General features: G+C 72.8%; 14 protein-coding genes and 1 pseudogene. 9 read left to right on the top strand and 6 right to left on the bottom strand.

The genetic code is table 11. From position 1 onward, the window contains the following. Positions 1 to 499 precede the first annotated feature (499 nt). From ACZ7LE_RS07800 to ACZ7LE_RS07790, 3 genes and pseudogenes are all read left to right on the top strand, one after another. Positions 500 to 868 carry a YciI family protein gene (locus tag ACZ7LE_RS07800; protein ID WP_397392952.1) on the top strand — a complete coding sequence of 123 codons (369 nt, stop codon included), beginning with the start codon at positions 500 to 502 and terminating at the stop codon, positions 866 to 868. After that, positions 865 to 2,115 carry an RNA polymerase sigma factor gene (locus ACZ7LE_RS07795; RefSeq protein WP_470402716.1) on the top strand — a complete coding sequence of 417 codons (1,251 nt, stop codon included), beginning with the start codon at positions 865 to 867 and terminating at the stop codon, positions 2,113 to 2,115. The genes ACZ7LE_RS07800 and ACZ7LE_RS07795 overlap by 4 nt, the downstream gene beginning before the upstream one ends. 99 nt (positions 2,116 to 2,214) lie before the next feature. Next, positions 2,215 to 2,301, top strand: a pseudogene (locus tag ACZ7LE_RS07790) (hypothetical protein); the annotation flags it as partial. Positions 2,302 to 2,342: 41 nt separating this feature from the next. Here the strand turns inward: ACZ7LE_RS07790 and ACZ7LE_RS07785 are convergent. After that, a complete protein-coding gene (locus tag ACZ7LE_RS07785; protein ID WP_470402715.1) occupies positions 2,343 to 3,383 on the bottom strand; it encodes an SDR family oxidoreductase in 1,041 nt (346 codons plus the stop codon). 54 nt (positions 3,384 to 3,437) lie between these two features. On the opposite strand from ACZ7LE_RS07785, the gene ACZ7LE_RS07780 reads away from it, so the two are divergent. Further along, positions 3,438 to 4,091 carry a TetR/AcrR family transcriptional regulator gene (locus ACZ7LE_RS07780; RefSeq protein WP_470402714.1) on the top strand — a complete coding sequence of 218 codons (654 nt, stop codon included), beginning with the start codon at positions 3,438 to 3,440 and terminating at the stop codon, positions 4,089 to 4,091. 39 nt (positions 4,092 to 4,130) lie between these two features. Here ACZ7LE_RS07780 and ACZ7LE_RS07775 read toward each other — a convergent pair whose 3' ends face one another. Genes ACZ7LE_RS07775 through ACZ7LE_RS07760 form a run of 4 tightly spaced genes read right to left on the bottom strand, consistent with a single transcriptional unit; the run spans position 4,131 to position 9,617 of the window. Further along, positions 4,131 to 6,296, bottom strand: a complete 2,166-nt coding sequence (locus tag ACZ7LE_RS07775; protein WP_470402713.1) for a glycoside hydrolase family 2 protein — start codon at positions 6,294 to 6,296, stop codon at positions 4,131 to 4,133. Between the two features lie 30 nt (positions 6,297 to 6,326). Next, positions 6,327 to 7,259, bottom strand: coding sequence for a carbohydrate ABC transporter permease (locus ACZ7LE_RS07770; RefSeq protein ID WP_470402712.1), 933 nt, complete (start codon positions 7,257 to 7,259; stop codon positions 6,327 to 6,329). Between the two features lies 1 nt (position 7,260). After that, complete coding sequence (locus ACZ7LE_RS07765) at positions 7,261 to 8,181, bottom strand: carbohydrate ABC transporter permease (protein WP_470402711.1); 921 nt, start codon at positions 8,179 to 8,181, stop codon at positions 7,261 to 7,263. Then, positions 8,178 to 9,617 (bottom strand): ABC transporter substrate-binding protein, encoded by a 1,440-nt coding sequence (locus ACZ7LE_RS07760; protein ID WP_470402710.1) that lies wholly within the window; start codon positions 9,615 to 9,617, stop codon positions 8,178 to 8,180. The genes ACZ7LE_RS07765 and ACZ7LE_RS07760 overlap by 4 nt, the downstream gene beginning before the upstream one ends. Positions 9,618 to 9,763: 146 nt before the next feature. Between ACZ7LE_RS07760 and ACZ7LE_RS07755 the strand changes: the two genes are divergently transcribed. From ACZ7LE_RS07755 to ACZ7LE_RS07740, 4 genes are all read left to right on the top strand, one after another. After that, positions 9,764 to 10,765 (top strand): LacI family DNA-binding transcriptional regulator, encoded by a 1,002-nt coding sequence (locus ACZ7LE_RS07755; protein ID WP_470402709.1) that lies wholly within the window; start codon positions 9,764 to 9,766, stop codon positions 10,763 to 10,765. A gap of 698 nt (positions 10,766 to 11,463) precedes the next feature. Beyond that, positions 11,464 to 13,203 carry a ricin-type beta-trefoil lectin domain protein gene (locus ACZ7LE_RS07750; RefSeq protein WP_470402708.1) on the top strand — a complete coding sequence of 580 codons (1,740 nt, stop codon included), beginning with the start codon at positions 11,464 to 11,466 and terminating at the stop codon, positions 13,201 to 13,203. Positions 13,204 to 13,391: 188 nt separating this feature from the next. After that, complete coding sequence (locus ACZ7LE_RS07745) at positions 13,392 to 14,150, top strand: C40 family peptidase (RefSeq protein ID WP_470402707.1); 759 nt, start codon at positions 13,392 to 13,394, stop codon at positions 14,148 to 14,150. A 130-nt stretch (positions 14,151 to 14,280) separates the two neighbouring features. Next, positions 14,281 to 15,000 carry a class I SAM-dependent methyltransferase gene (locus ACZ7LE_RS07740; protein WP_470402706.1) on the top strand — a complete coding sequence of 240 codons (720 nt, stop codon included), beginning with the start codon at positions 14,281 to 14,283 and terminating at the stop codon, positions 14,998 to 15,000. On the opposite strand, the gene ACZ7LE_RS07735 is transcribed toward ACZ7LE_RS07740, so the two are convergent. Further along, positions 14,963 to 15,691: an SDR family oxidoreductase gene (locus ACZ7LE_RS07735; protein ID WP_470402705.1), complete on the bottom strand. Its 729-nt coding sequence runs from the start codon at positions 15,689 to 15,691 to the stop codon at positions 14,963 to 14,965. The genes ACZ7LE_RS07740 and ACZ7LE_RS07735 overlap by 38 nt on opposite strands. A gap of 74 nt (positions 15,692 to 15,765) precedes the next feature. Here ACZ7LE_RS07735 and ACZ7LE_RS07730 point away from each other — a divergent pair, with 74 nt between their 5' ends. After that, on the top strand, positions 15,766 to 16,155 hold the full coding sequence (locus tag ACZ7LE_RS07730) for a MerR family transcriptional regulator (protein ID WP_470402704.1): 390 nt from the start codon (positions 15,766 to 15,768) through the stop codon (positions 16,153 to 16,155).

Below are 16,155 nucleotides of genomic sequence, written 5' to 3'. Positions count from 1 at the left end.
CGTTGCGGGAAAGGATCGGCCCGAACACCCCCGCGAGCCGCCCGTCGACGACCAGCGGGCCGTCCTCCTCGTAGATGCCCCAGCCGAGGATGGTTGCCTGCCGTCCGGGGGCGCGTAGCGCCCCGCGTCGTCGGCGTCGACCATGCGGAGGGTGCGGTAGGGCATGGGGTCCTCCAGGGTCAGCACCGACAGGTCGCCCCCGCCGACGAACACCGGCCCCCCTGGGCGGGCGCGGCGGCGAGGGACAACAGCATCGCGACGGCGACGACGGGGGCGAGCAGGACGGAGGCGAGAGGTGCTCCGGTGGGTGTCATGCGTCCGACCGTAGAAAGGTCTCGGCCCCCTGACATCGGGATTGCCCCTGGTAGCGACCCCGACCCGCCGGGCCGGAGAAATCCGGCGAAGATTTCTCGTGACCGGTTGTCGTATGCGGCCCGGCCGTGCCGACCAAGGGGTACCACGACGGCAGAGCGCCGTCGGACCCAACCCAGGAGGAACCATGAAGTACCTGATCCTGATGCAGATCAACCCCACCGTCCTCGAACAGCTCACGCCGGAGCAGAACAAGCTGGTCCAGGACGGGCACGAGGCGTTCATGGCGCACCTCAAGGAGCGCGGCGAGTTCGTCGGCACGCAGGCCCTGGCCGACCCGAGCCAGAGCAAGGTGGTGCGGTCCGTGGCGGGGACGCCGCAGACCAGCGACGGGCCGTTCGCCGAGGCCAAGGAGTTCCTGGGCGGCTTCTACCTGGTGGACGTCGAGGACGAGGCGCGGGTCCTGGAGCTCGCCCGCATGATCCCGGACACGTCCATCGACGGGCTGGCCGTCGAGGTGCGGCCCGTGATGTTCAGCGACCTCGGGGACCTGTGAACCCTGGACCGGGCGTCGGCGAGGACCTGCTGCGCGAGCTCGCGCCGCAGGTCCTCGCCCGGCTCGTGCGCACCCACGGCCCGGGCCAGTTCGACGTGTGCGAGGACGCCGTCCAGGACGCCCTGCTCGCGGCGTACCGCCAGTGGCCGGCCGACCCGCCGTCGGACCCGCTGGCCTGGCTCGTCACCACGGCCCGACGGCGGTACGTGGACCGCGTGCGCGCCGACAGCCGGCGTCGTGACCGCGAGACCCGCGAGGCGCTCCTGGCCCACCCGCTGAGCACGCCGCCGGACGACACGGACCCCGGCGCCTCCCCCGCCGACGACAGCCTGCTCCTGCTCCAGCTCTGCTGTCACCCGGCGCTCGCCCGCCCCGCGCAGGTGGCGCTGACGCTGCGCGCCGTGGCCGGCCTGACGACGGCGCAGATCGCGAACGTCCACCAGCTCCCCGAGGCGACCGTCGCCCAGCGCATCACCCGCGCCAAGCGCCGGCTGGCCGAGCTCGGCGGGGACGTACCCCGGCCTCGCGATGCCGCCGAACGGCTCAGCCCCGTGCTCGACGTGCTCTACGCGATGCTGACCGAGGCCCACCACACGACGTCGGGCGCGCCCGCCCGGGACGCGGACCTCGCGGCGGAGGCGATCCACCTGGCCCGGCTGCTGCGCCAGGCCCTGCCGGAGGACCCGGAGGTGGCCGGGCTGCTCGCGCTCATGCTGCTCACCGCGTCGCGCGGGCCCGCACGGCAGGCGGACGACGGCTCCCTGGTGCCGCTGGACGAGCAGGACCGCACCCGGTGGGACCGCGCCCTCGTGCGCGAGGGCGTCGCCCTCGTCGAGGCGACCGTGCCCGGCGCAGAGCCCGGTCCCTACCTGCTGCAGGCCTGCGTCGCAGCGCTGCACGCCGAGGCCGCCGACACCGCCTCGACCGACTGGTCGGAGATCCTCGCGCTGTACGGGGTGCTGGAGGTCGTCACCGGCCGGAAGAACCCGACGATCGCGCTCAACCGGATCGTCGCCGAGGCCCAGGTGCACGGCGACGGCGCGGCCCTGGCCTCGGTCGACGACCTGGGGCGGCAGCATCCCGGGCTGCCCCGCCTCGACGCCGTCCGCGCGCACCTCCTGGAGCGCCTGGGCCGGACGACGGAGGCCGCCGACGCGTACCGCCGGGCCGCCCGGTCGACCCACAACCTCGCCGAGCAGCAGTACCTGAACCGCCGCCTGCGAGCCCTCCTGCCGGGCCTTCCCTGAGGGGACCCGCGGTGAGGTCGGCAGGTGCCGCCAAGATCGGCAGTTTCCTGCGAGGTCGGCAGTTTGTATCGAGGTCGGCACAGGCCTGTGCCGACCTCGATGCAAACTGCCGAGTTTGCGATGCAAACTGCCGAGTTTGCGATGCAAACTGCCGAGTTTGCGATGCAAACTGCCGAGTTTGCGATGCAAACTGCCGAGTTTGCGATGCAGACTGCCGACCGCCCGGCTCACGCTGCCGATCGCACCGCGCCGCGCGGCCGGACGAGCCCCAGCTCGGCGAGGCTGCGGCCGGTGTCGACCAGCGTCTCCCGCACGGGCCGCATGCTCCAGCCGAGCTCGCGGCGCGCCTTGTCCGCGCTGACGAGCTCCGCGCTGCCGACGAAGTCGAGGCCGAGCCGCACCTCGCGGTCGAACCGGCCGACCGTCCAGAGCATCCAGTACGGCATCCTGCGCCGCGGCACGCGGTACCCCAGCGGCCCGAACTCCTCGTCGAGGATCCGTGCGAGGTCGCCGAACCAGAAGTTGTCGCCGGCGCAGATGTACCGCTGGCCCGCGGCGCCGGGCGCCTCCATGGCCAGCCGGTGCGCCCGCGCCACGTCCCGCACGTCGACCGGGGCGAACCCGAGCTCCGGGACCGCCGGGATCTCCCGGCCGAGGAGCCTGCGGACCAGCGACACCGACGTGCCGGACGCCGCGTGCTGCACCGGACCCAGGACGAGCCCCGGGTTGATCACCGCCAGCTCGAGCTCGGGGTGGTCGGCGACGAAGTCCCAGGCCGCGCGCTCCGCCAGCGTCTTGCTCTTGGCGTAGGGCGCGATCCGGTCCGGGTCGCTCCAGTCCTCCTCCGTGCACCGCCGGTCGCCCGCGCGCGAGGAGGCCGCGCTCACGGCGGCGAGGGACGAGGTCATGACCACGCGCCGCACCCCGGCTCGCGCGCTCGCCCCCAGGACCCGCAGGGTGCCGTCGACGGCCGGCCCGACCAGCTCGTCCTCGTCCCGTGGCGGCGCGGCCGGGAACGGCGAGGCCATGTGCAGCACGTACTCCCGTCCGGCCACGGCGTCGTCCCAGCCGTCGTCGCGGGACAGGTCGGCCTCCACCAGGTCGAGCCGCCCGCCGACTGCGTCGGCGATGCGGTGCAGGTGTGCCACGCGGGCCGGATCCCGCAGCGAGCGCACCGTGCCGCGCACCTCGTGACCGTTCCTGAGCAGCTCCTCGATCGCGTGCCCGGCGATGAACCCCGTGGCGCCGGTGACAAGAACCCTCGACATCGCGTCTCCAGTCTGAGCAGTGTTTAGATTATGAGCACCGTATAGATTGCGGCCATGGAGGTCAACGGGTCACGCACACGGGAGACGTACCACCACGGCGCGCTGCGCGAGGAGCTCGTCGAGGCCTGCGTGCGGCTCATCGAGGCCGAGGGGATCGCCGCCGTGAGCCTGCGGCGCGTCGCACGCGAGGCCGGCGTGAGCCCGGGCGCGCCCTACCACCACTTCGCGGACCGAGCGGCGCTGCTGTCCGCGATCTCGGCCCGCGGCTTCGAGCTGCTCACCCAGGACTTGCTGGGCGCGACCGGCCGGCCAGGCACGACGTCGGGCGGCGACGAGGTGGCGCGGACCGTCGCCGCCTACGTCGCCTTCGCCCGGCGGCAGCCGGGCCACTTCCAGGTGATGTTCCGCCCCGAGCTCTCCGAGCCCGAGAAGCATCCGGCCGTGCAGGAAGCGGGCGACGCCGCGCTCCAGGTACTGACCGACCTGGTCGGCCGGCTGGGCGTCGCCGACCCGCACGCGCTCGGGCTCACCCTCTGGGCCACGGGTCACGGCTTGGCGGCACTCGCGCTCGACGGCCTGCTCACCCAGAAGGCCGAGACCTGGGACACCGACCCCGACGACCTGCTCGCTCGCGCCGTCGGCCAGATCGGCCGGTCGGTCGACGCCCTCACCGGGCTGCCCGGCGAGGCGCAACAGCAGAAGGCCTGACCCCGCCGCACGGCGGGGTCAGGCCGGGTCAGGCTGGGGTCACGCCCAGCGCTCGCCGCGCCGGTTGGGCTCCTCGATCGGCGCCGCGTCGACGAAGGTCCGCGCCCGCACGGCGCCGTCGTCGTCGACGAGCCACAGGTGCAGGCGGGCGGACGACGCCCCGCCCGACGCCGGGGTGCCGGGCGGCGGCACCGTGACCCGGACGGCCGGGCTGAGCACGAACGGCTTGGCCTCGACGGTCTCCGACGCGACGCCGCCCGGCCCGTCGGAACCCAGAGGACTCCCGGCGAACGGCGTGCCCGCTGGGACCCAGGCCGCGCGGACCTGCCCGCGCACGACGCCCGGGCCGTGGTGCGAGACGTGCACGTCGAGGCCGAGCTCGGCGTCCGGCACGGGGAGGTCGGCGCCCGCGTGCGCGGGGACGAGGTCGACCACGAGCACCGTCTCGGCGTTCATGTCGCGCGGTTCGAGGCCGCCGCGGTCCTTGGGCCGGCGGTCGACGTCGAGCAGACCCGCCATCTCGTGCTCGACGTCGGTCAGCTCCGTGTAGACGTAGCCGGCGAACCGGTCGTGGCGGCGCAGCTCCTGGGTCTGCCAGCGCAGGTGCCAGGCCCGTTCGAGGCTGGTGAACCCCGCCCCGTACTCGCTGTTCAGCACGGGCAGACCGGTGCGCGGGTGGTCCGCCGACCCGTACAGCGACTTCCTGGCCAGGAAGTCGGCGGCGAGCCGGACCGGGAAGTCCTCGCCCGTGCCGTCCGCGAGCGCCGCGACGTTCGCGGCCCAGGCGGCGGGGTCCTCGTCGTAGTAGTGCCAGTCCACGAGGTCGGTGCGCACGTGGGCCCAGCCGGAGTTCTCGACGATCGGTCGGGTGTCGTCCAGCGCGTGCAGCGTGTCGTAGGCCCGGACGGCGGCGGCCGCGCGGTCGGTGCTGCCGGGGATGTCCCAGTCCAGGCCCCACTCCTCGTTGTACAGGCCCCAGATCACGATGCTCGGGTGGTTGCCGTCGCGCTCGACCATGGGCGCGACCTGCTCCTCGAACGCCCGCGCGGCCTCGGGGCTGAACCGGCTGGGGGCGGGCGGCTCGGCCCAGACCAGCATGCCCGTGCGGTCGGCGTGGTGCAGCCAGCGCGGGTCCTCCAGCTTGATGTGCTTGCGGACCAGGTTGTAGCCGAGGTCGCGGGCGTGCTCCAGGTCGGCGACCAGGGTGTCGACGTCGGGGGCGGTGAGCCCGGAGTCGGGCCAGTAGCCCTGGTCGAGGACGCCGCGCAGGTAGATCCGCTCGTCGTTGAGGTACAGGTGCTCGCCCCGGCGGTCGATGCGGCGCAGCCCGCCGGTGATCGCGACGGCGTCGGGTTCGCCGGCGCCGTCCGGCCCGGCGCCGTCGGCGGCCCGGCTGGTCACCGTGAGCACGTACAGGTGCGGGTCCGCCGGGCTCCAGAGCCGGGGTTCCGTGATCTCGATCCGGCCCGACGCCGCGCCCGCGCCGTCGGCGACCAGCTCGACCCGCTCCCCCGCACCCGCCGCGCCGCCCGGACCAGCCGCACCCGGCCCGGCCGTCACCTCGACCGTCACCACCGCGCCCGCGGGCGCGTCGCCCGCGACGTCGACCGTCACGTCGAAGCCGGTCAGCGAGTCGCCCCGGACCCCGACGCGTGCGGCATAGGTGCGGCCGCGGGCCTCCAGCCAGACCGGCTGCCAGATGCCGGAGGTCGGGGTGAACGAGACGCCGTCGTAGTCGTCGCGCGGGATGGAGCGCTGCTTGCCGTGCGGGATGGCGCGCTTGTCGGCGGGCGCGTGCACCTCGACCTCCAGCGTCCCGGTCGCGCCGGCCGCGAGGACGCCGTAGAGGTCGACCTCGAACGGCGTGGACCCGCCGACGTGCTCGGCGACCTGGACGCCGTCGACCCGGACGACGGCGTGGTGGTGCACGGCGCCGAAGCACAGCACGGGCCGCGCGTCCGTCCAGGCGGCCGGGACGGTGACCGGGCGCCGGTAGGTCGCGTGCTCCAGCCAGGTGCGCCCGACGCCGGAGGCCGCCGTCTCCCAGGCGAACGGGACGGTGACCGGCACCGTGCCGCCGGGCACGTCGAGGTCCCACGTGCCGTCCAGGCTGGTCCAGCGGTCGGAGCGGTCACGGTCGGGCCGGGGGTAGGCGGGGGCTGCGTCGGGGCGAGCGGCGTCGGGGCGCGGGAGAGCCGAGGTCATGTGTGTGTCTGCCTTTCAGGAATGCGGGGTTCAGCCCTTGACGCTTCCGGCGAGGATGCCGTTGATGAAGTGCCGCTGGAGTGCGATGAAGACGATGAGGAGCGGGACGAGGGCGATCGACGCGGCGGCGAGCAGCTCGCCGGTCACGGTCGCGTAGTCGGCCCCGACGCGGTTGCCGGTGATGTTCTGCGCGAGGGTGGAGAGAACCACCTGCAGCGTGGCCATCCGCTCGGAGCTCGCCGCCACCACGGGCCAGACGAAGTCGTTGTAGATGTTCATGACGGTCAGGACCGCCAGCCCGGCCAGCGCGGGCCGGATCACGGGCAGCACGATCCTGGTGAAGATGCCGAACTCGCCGCAGCCGTCGACGCGCGCGGCGTCGAGCAGCTCGTCGGGGACGTCGGCGATGACCTGCCGCATCCAGAAGATGGCGAAGGCGTCCACGGCGCCCGGCAGCACCAGCGCCTGGTAGGTGTTGACCCAGCCCAGCGCCTTCATCTCCAGCAGCAGCGGGATGATCAGCACGATCGTGGGCAGCATGAGGGTGATCAGCACGGTGCCGAACAGCAGGTCGCGGCCCGGGAACCGGTACTTGGCGAACGCGTAGGCGGCCAGCGGGGCGCAGAACAGCGTGATGCTCCCCTTGGTGACCAGCACGACGGCGGTGTTCAGGAAGCCCTGGCCGATAGGCACGTCGGCGAACATGCGCTCGTAGTTGTCGAACGTCAGCGCCGTCAGGTCCAGGCCCAGCGGGTCGCTGATGATCTGCGTGGCCGGCTTGAACGCCGAGACCAGCGCCCACACGACCGGGGCGAGGAAGGCGAGGGCGAGCAGCAGCAGGAAGGCCTGGGAGCCGACGGCGGCGGGCAGCCCGCGGGGGCTCGTCCGGGGTGGCCGGGTCGCCGTTGCGCGGGTCCGGGCCGGCCGGGTCCCGGCCGGGCTGGGGGCGTGCGTGGTGGTCATGTCAGTCCTCCGTCCGCAGGAACCGGACGAACAGCAGCGAGAGGCCCATGACGACGACCACGAGCAGGAACGAGTTCGCCGCCCCGGTGCCGAGGTCGCCGCGGGTGATGTGCTCGTACAGGTGCAGGCCCGCGGTGGTCGTCGAGTTGTAGGGGCCGCCGTCCGTCACCACGAACGGCTCGGCGAACATCTGGAACACGGCCAGAGTCTGGAGCACCACGGAGAACATCAGGGTGCGCCGCACCAGCGGCACGGTGATGCTCCAGAGCTGGCGGGTGCGGGAGGCGCCGTCGATCGAGGCCGCCTCGTAGACGCTCGCGTCGATCGACTGCAGGCCGGAGAGCAGGATGATCACGATGAAGCCCGTGGTCTTCCACAGGAACAGCAGCGCGAGGGTCGGCTTGGCCCACGCGCTGGTGGTGAGCCAGCCGACGTCGGGCAGGCCGACCAGGTTGAGCAAGCCGTTGACCGCCCCGAACTCCTGGTCGAAGACGACCACCCAGATCTGGGCGACGGCGACGAGCGGCGTCACGAACGGCACCAGGAACGCGATCCGGTAGAAGGAGCGCATCCGGATCTTCGCGTTGTTCAGCAGCACCGCGACGAGCAGGCCGAGCACCACCTGGACCGGCACGATCATCAGCCAGAGCACCGCCGAGTTGGCCAGCGAGCCCCAGAACATGTCGTTGCCGAGCAGGTAGGTGTAGTTGTCCCAGCCGACCCACCGCGCCGCGCCCGAGCCGCGCCAGTCGGTGAAGCTCAGGCGCAGCGTGAACAGCATCGGGTAGACGCTGAACGCGACGAAGATCGCGACGAACGGGAGGACGAACACGTACGGCGCGACCTTGCGGGGCAGCCAGGGCCGCAGCAGCGGCCGGCTCTGGCTGCCCCGGACACGCTCCGGGCTGACGAGCGTGCTCACTGCCGGTCGACGAGGTTCGTCTGGATGTCGGCGGTCGACTGCTCGATGACCTCGTCGGGGGTCATGTCGCCGTCGTACATCCGCTGGACGTTCGTGCCGAGGTAGTCGACCGCGCCGGTCCACCAGGTCGGGGCGGGCGCCCCGCCGGGGATCTGCGCGCCGGCCTCGACCGCGGTGGTCCACAGGTCCTGCCCGCCGAGCCCCTCGACCGGCCCGAACAGCGGCTTGTCCGGGTCCGCCGCGGGAGCGTACGCCGGGATCGACGTCGCCAGGCCGTTCGGGTAGGTGTCGTTCTCGCCCCAGACGGCGCTGTAGCCGTCCTCGTGGAACATCAGGAACTCGTAGAACAGCCAGGCCAGGTCGGAGTTCTCGCCGTCCTTCGGCAGCACGAACGACGAGCCGCCCATGGCGCCGGAGCGTGCCCCGCCGTCCTCCCACGCGGGCAGCGGCATGGCGCGCCAGTCGCCGCTGGTCTTCGTGAGCTGCTGCTCGGGGGCGAAGCTGAACCAGATGGCCCAGGGGTAGAACACCTGGTCACCGGACTCCAGCGCGCCGACGTCGGACGGCGACAGATACTCCGCCCGGGTGCCGAGGCCCTCCTGGTTGACGGTGTCGAGCCAGCCGAGGACCTGCCGGTACTCGTCGGAGTCGAGCCGCAGCTCGCCGTTCTCGTCGGCCAGCGCCGTGCCGAGCTGGCTCGCGTACATCTCGAGCTGGAGCTGGCCCAGGAACGGGCTCTGCTCCAGGTGGATCGGCTTCGACCCCGGTACCGCCTCCTGGTACTCGCGGGCCGCCGCCAGCAGGTCGTCGTAGGTCTCGATCGTCGTCGCGTCGATCCCGGCCTCGGTCAGTGCCGTCTCGTTGTAGAACAGCAGCCCCGGGTCGAGGTCGAACGGCACGCCGTAGATGGCGCCGTCCTGCGAGTTGACGTCGATCTTCTGCGGGGCGATGTCGTCCGTGTACGGGGCCAGCACGTCGGTGAGGTCCCAGAGGTAGTCGGAGAAGCCGGCCACCTTGGCGTCGTCGAGGAACACGCCGTCGGGCACGTCGGCCCCGGTGATCAGGGTGTTCTGCAGCTTGGCGTCGATGTCCACGGCCTCGTGGTGCACCGTGATGTCGGGGTAGACCTCGTTGAAGTCGTCGATGACGGCCTCGAACACGTTGAACAGGTCGCCGGACCGGTCCCAGATGGTGATCTCGCCCTGGGGCGACTCCTCGGCGGGGGCCTGGAGGCGGTCGGCGGACGCCGCGGCGTCGTCCGGGCCGGCCTCCCCGCTCGTGATGGCGGGGCCGCACGCGGCGAGCGTGGCCGCCAAGGTCAGGGCTCCGGCGGCGACGGCCGCCGTGCGGCGCGCGGCGGACGGGCGGCCGACGGCGGACGGGCGGGCGGTGACCGCGTGGCTGTCGGCCGCGCGGGTGGTGCGAATCGGGTGCATGAGCACTCCCTTGTGCATGCGCGGGGCATGGCGCCCCGCGAGGTTTTCAACGTGTGCAAACTAGCTCGGCTTTGCGTACGTTGCAAGGCCTATCCTTAGGTCCACCAGGATGAAAGGGGACCGCGGTGCCGATCACACTGCGCGATGTGGCAGAGAAAGCCCAGGTCTCGGTGCGGACGGTGTCGAACGTCGTCGCCGGCTACACGCACGTGAGCGAGCGAACCCGGCAGCGCGTGCAGGCCGCGATCGAGGAGCTGGACTACCGGCCCAACCCGGTGGCCCGCACGCTGCGCACGGGGCGCACCGGCGTGCTGGCGCTCGTGGTCCCGGAGATCGACGTGCCGTACTTCGCGGAGCTCGCGCGGGAGGTGATCGACGCCGCCGCCGCGCTCGACTACCGCGTCATGGTCGACCAGACGGGGCACGACCACGAGCGCGAGCGCCGGCTCCTGACGGGCGCCGACCGCACGATGCTGTTCGACGGCGTCCTGTTCACCCCCCTGGTCACGCAGGGCGAGCTGGCCGAGATGGAGCCCAGCCGGTCGATGCCGCTCGTGCTGCTCGGCGAGCACGACTTCGACGGCCGCTACGACCACGTGGCCATCGACAACGTGCAGGCCGCCCACGACGCGACGGCCCACCTCATCGCGACCGGCCGCACCCGCATCGCGGCGATCGGCGTGCAGCCCGACGAGGACTACACCACGCCGCGCCAGCGCACCGTGGGCTACGAGCGCGCGCTGGCCGAGGCCGGGCTCACCCCCGAGCGCGACCTGCTGCGCCCGGCCGCGCACTACAGCCGGGCCGACGGGTACGACGCCGCCACGGCGCTGCTCGCCCTGCCCGAGCCGCCCGACGCGATCTTCTGCTACTCCGACCTGCTCGCCATGGGCGCGATGCGCGCCGTCTTCGACGCCGGCCGCAGCGTGCCGGACGACGTCGCCGTGATCGGCGTCGACGACATCGAGGAGGGCAAGTACACGCACCCCAGCCTGTCGACCGTCTCCCTGGACACCCCGTTCATCGCCCGGCAGGCAGTGGGCCGGATCGCCGAGCGCATCGACGACCCCGACACCCCGGCGGTCGAGGTCACGGCACCGCACACCCTGGTGGTCCGCGAGAGCACGACGGTCCCGACCGGGGGCTGACGGCGGGGGCCCCGCTCTTGGAGCTGGTGGTGCCGGAGTCGGCCCTCCGGTTCTCGCGCCGGGACTGAGCCAGAGCCTGCTCTCCGGTTGTCACGCCGGGGCTGAGCCAGAGCCTGCTCTCCGCTCCTTGAGCCTGGCTGGCGGCAGGTTCGGCAGTTTGCCCCGCAAACTCGGCAGTTCGCATCCAGGTCGGCAGTTTGCCCCGCAAACTCGGCAGTTTGCATCGAGGTCGGCACAGGCCTGTGCCGACCTCGATGCAAACTGCCGAACCCTCTGGCGTCCTCCCGACCGCGAGAGCACGACGGCGCCGGCCGGGAGCTGACAGCATCGCCCGACACCGGGTGTGCACTGCCCAGCGTTGACCGAGCGTCACCCGACACCCGCGCCGAGCCAAGCTGGGGCCGAGCCAAGCCGGGGCCGAGCCGGGCCGGGCCGGGCCACGCCGGGCCACGCCGGGCCGCACCGGGCCGCACCGGGCCGCACCGGGAAGTCACGGTCCACACAGTCATTGCGCCCGGAACTCATGTGATTCCGGGCCAGATCGCTGGGTAGAACACGACTTTGCCGCGCGCCGGGTCTTGCAACGTGTGCACATCGTGGGCCACAGTTGGCTTTGCAACGTCTGCAAAGGTGCATCTCGGGCACGACGTCCCGCACCGCTGCCGGACATCACGCGCACGACAAGGAGGTCCTGCACCATGTCTCGACATCTCACGACCCCGCGGAGATCCGCCGCGCTGGCCGTCGCCCTCGCCGCGGCGTTCGCCCTGGCCGGAGCACCGGCCGGTTCGACGGCGCCGCTGGGAGCCGCGCCGGCCACGGCGACCACGACCACAACTACGACCGCGACACCAGCGACGACGCCGTCCGGCGACGTCGCCCCCGCCGCCCTCCCCGGCACCGTGCTGTACAGCCCGGACCTGGGCCAGCACCCGAACGGGACCGCCGGCTACCCGCGGGCGGTCCGCCTCGACCACGATCAGAGCGCGAACCAGACGATGCTCGCCACGTTCGCGCGCGGCGGCACCGGCTCCCCCACGGCGCTGCCCGTCTACCGCAGCACCAACGGCGGCCAGTCGTGGTCCGCCGTGTCCACCATCACCTCGAACACGCCGGGCTGGGACCTGGAGGCGCCCACCCTGTACGAGGTGCCGCGCGCCATCAACGGCCTGGCCGCCGGCGACGTCCTCGCCGCGGGCACCGCCTGGCAGGTGGGCGACTACAGCACGCAGAAGGTCGAGGTCTTCCGCTCCACCGACCGCGGCGCCACGTGGCAGTTCCTGTCCAACTGCACGCAGACCTCGGGGCAGCCCGACACCTGGGGCCACGGCATCTGGGAACCCGTCTTCCTGGTCACCGAGGACGACCGGCTCGCCTGCTTCATCTCCGACGAGCGCCCCGCGAACACCCCGACCAACAACCAGGTGATCGGGCACTACACCTCGTCCGACGGCGGACGCACGTGGAGCTCCTCGATGACCGTGGACGTCTCCTTCCCGGCCGACAACCTGCGGCGTCCGGGCATGCAGACGTTCGCCGCGCTGCCGGACGGCGACCACCTGATGGCGTACGAGATGTGCCGCGACGCCACCGACCCGGACCACGCCTGCGAGGTGTACGTCAAGCGCAGCGCGAACGGGTACGACTGGGGCGCGGCCGGCGACGCGGGCACCCTGGTGCGCACGGCCGACGCGCGCGAGCTCCTGCACACCCCGTACATCTCGTGGGTCCCCGGCGGCGGCCCGAACGGGACCGTCCTGCTGTCCGGCCAGCGCGTCGTCGCCGGGCCCACCGGCAACAAGACGGTCCTCGCGGAGTCGGGCACCGTGCTGTTCGCCAACACGTCGCTCGGCAACGGCGCGTGGACCGAGGCGGCCACCCCGGTCACCGTCAGCCCGACCGGCGGGTACGGCACAGGCGTGCCGTCGTGCCCCGGCTACTCCACCCCGGCCATCCCCCGCGAGGACGGGACCTCCTACCTCTACCTCGCCGCGACGTGGCTCGGCACCGGCAACCAGTGCGAGGTGCGGTTCGGCATCGGCGCCCTGCCCGGACCCACCGGGCCGGTCGGCGCGCCGGGCGGCAAGTGCCTAGACGTCGACACCAACACGGCCGTGAACGGGAACGCCGCCCAGCTCTGGTCGTGCGGCACCGCGACCGGCCAGACGTGGTCCATGGGCGCGGACGGCACCGTCCGCGCGTTCGGCAGGTGCCTCGACGTGGACGCCAACGGCACCGCGAACTTCACCAAGGTGCAGCTCTGGGAGTGCAACGGCTCCGGCGCGCAGCAGTGGGACGCCCGGGCCGACGGCTCGCTGTACAACCCGCAGTCGGGCCGCTGCCTGGACGTGCCCCAGGGCAACACCGCCGACGGGACCGACCTGCAGATCTACGACTGCAACGGGCTCTGGACCCAGGTCTGGAGCGTCCCGCAGTAGGTCCGCGGGCCGCGGGACGGGCGCCGGCCACCCGTCCCGCGGCAACCCGGCGAGACTGATCACGAAAAGATCACGTCAGGTGGGTCCCGCACCGCCGGATGAGGCGCTAGTGTGGGCGCACCTCGGCTCGGCCCACCACGACGCCGCGTGTGCGCTTCCCCTTCCGAACCAGAAAGGTCCCAGCCTTCATGGATCCCAACCTCGAACCGGCCGCACTCCCCCGTGCACGCGGCCGGCACCGGGCGGCGCACCGCCCCCTGGCCGGCGTCGCGCGCGCCGCGGGCGAGCAGGTCAGCTCGTTCGCCGGACGCGGTGCGGTCGTCGCGGCGGCGGGCGGCGGCGTGCTGCTGTCGCTCATCGCCACCCCGGCCCAGGCGGCACCGGCCACGACGGCGCTGCAGGGCGCGCCCGTCCAGGGCGCGCTCAACACCGCGGACCTCAACGCGCTGACCGCCCAGGCCCGCGAGTCGGTCTCGGCCTCACCGATGATCACCGTCGCCGCGGACGCACAGCTGACGCTGGAGAAGTCAGCCGTCTCCGTGGTCTCCGCGACGGAGAACGCCGAGTACCAGGCGCAGATCGAGGCCGAGCAGGCGGAGCAGGCCGCGAAGGAGCGGGGCGCTTCGGTGGTCTCCATCGCGATGCGGTACCTGGGCGTCCCGTACGTGTGGGGCGGCACCACGCCGTCCGGCTTCGACTGCTCCGGGTTCACGTCCTACGTCTTCGCCCAGGTGGGCATCGACCTGCCGCGCACCTCGTCCCAGCAGCTGTACGCCGGTACGCCGGTGTCGTGGGCCGAGGCCCAGGCGGGCGACCTGATCTGGACGCCGGGACACATCGCGATCTACGCGGGCAACGGCATGCAGATCGAGGCGCCGGTCCCCGGCAAGAGCGTGCGGTACACCAGCATCTGGCAGTCCAACCCGACGTTCCTGCGGGTCGGCTGAACCCAGGTCGCGTCTTCGGGCGGTGTTGCGGAGAGTGGACGATGTCGACTCCCCGCAACACCGCCCGAGTCGTTTCCCGACCACCGTGCGACGACGCGCGACGCGCGCGCCGACCACCGAGCGAGGTGCCATGGTCAGATCACCCGGACCCGACCGGATCCGCCGGCACTGGGACCGGCAGGCGGCGGCCTACGACCGCAAGATGAACGGCGCCGAGCGCATGTTCGGCGACACCCGGGACTGGGTCTGCCGGCAGGCCACCGGCCAGGTGCTCGAGGTCGCCGTCGGCACGGGCCTCAACCTGGGCCTCTACCCCGCGCACACCACCCTGACCGGGATGGACCTGAGCCCGGCCATGATCGACCTGGCCCGCCGGCACGCCGCCGAGCTGGGCCGCGCGGTCGACCTGCGGGTCGGCGACGCCCAGCGGCTGGAGTTCGCCGACGCCTCGTTCGACACCGTGGTCTGCACGTTCGGGCTGTGCGCCGTGCCCGACGACCGCGGCGCCGTCGACGAGATGGTGCGCGTGCTGCGGCCCGGCGGCATGCTGCTCCTGGCCGACCACGTGGTCAGCACCTCGGCCCCGCTGCGGGCGCTCCAGGCCGTCGCGGAGCTGTACAGCGTGCGGTTCCAGAACGAGCACTTCCGACGCCGCCCGCTGCTGCACGTCGAGGCCGCCGGCCTGGCGATCGAGCGGCACGACCGGTTCAACCGCGGCGTCATCGAGCGGCTCGCAGCCCGCCGGCCGGGGCTCGCGCAGGAGCCCGGGCCGCAGCTCGCGCAGGAGCCCACGCCCGAGCCCGGGCCGGAGCTCAGCCCGCCGACATCGCCGCCAGCCCCCGCGCGGTAGCGGCGTCCCGCTCCTCCGGCGTGAGCTGGAGCCGAGCCTTGACGTCCCGGGTCCACTGGTCGGCGAGCACCTCGGCCGAGCCTGCCTCGACGCCGTCGAGCGCGGCGTCCGCCAGGGCCGACGGCGCGATCTTGTCCACGGCCCAGCCCGCCGACATGTCCGTGTCGGCCAGGCCGAGGTGGACGGCGGTCACGAGCGTGCCCTGCGGGGCGAGCTCCAGCCGCACGCCGTTGGTCATGGCCCAGGCCGCGGCCTTGCTCAGGTGGTACGCGTTCGCGCCGTCGACCCCGAACCACGACATGGCGGACAGGACGTTGACGACGGCGCCGCCGCCGTTCGTGGCCAGCGCCGGGGCGAGCTCCCGGATCATCGCCAGACTGCCGAACAGGTTGGTCTCCAGCTCGTGCCGGACGCCGTCGAGCGGGCCGGTCAGGAGGCTGGTGCCCGTGGTGATGCCGGCGTTGTTGACCAGGAGGGTGACGTCGGAGGCCACCTCGGCGGCGGCGCGCACGGACGCGGGGTCGGTGACGTCGAGGGCCAGTACCTCCACTCCGGGCAGGTCCACGGTCTCCGGACGGCGGGCCGTGGCGTAGACCTTGCGGGCGCCCCGGTCGAGGAGCCGCTGGGCGAAGGCGCGGCCGAGCCCGCGGTTGGCTCCGGTGACGAGGGCGACTGAGTTGTTGATGTCCATGTCCGGTACGCTAAAACCTGACGCTGACGTCAGGGTCAAGCAGCAACTCGCCAGACGATCAAAAAGGGGCAGTGATGACGGTCACCGAGGCAGCGGCCGCAGTGGGAACAGGGCCGCTGATCCGCATCGGCGAGGTGGCGCGGGGCGCCGGCGTCTCGGTGCGCGCCGTGCGCTACTACGAGCAGCAGGGGCTGCTCACCGCGGAGCGCAGCCCGTCGGGTCAGCGGCTCTACCAGCCCGGCACGGTGGACCGCGTGCGCTTCTTCCAGCAGATGTACGCCGCCGGCCTGACCAGCCGCAACATCGCGGAGCTGCTGCCGTGCATCGAGTCCGGGCACACGGACGCCGAGCAGCGCACCATGCTGCACGCCGAGCGCGACCGGATCCGGGCGAGGATCGACGAGCTGCAGACCGCCCTGGACCGGCTCGACCAGGTCATCGAGGTGACGGCGAGCCACCCGTAG

It is taken from the genome of Promicromonospora sp. NPDC110617 (assembly GCF_055598465.1).
The sequence above is the reverse complement of the archived record's forward strand: the minus strand, read 5'-3'. Positions and strand labels throughout refer to the sequence as shown.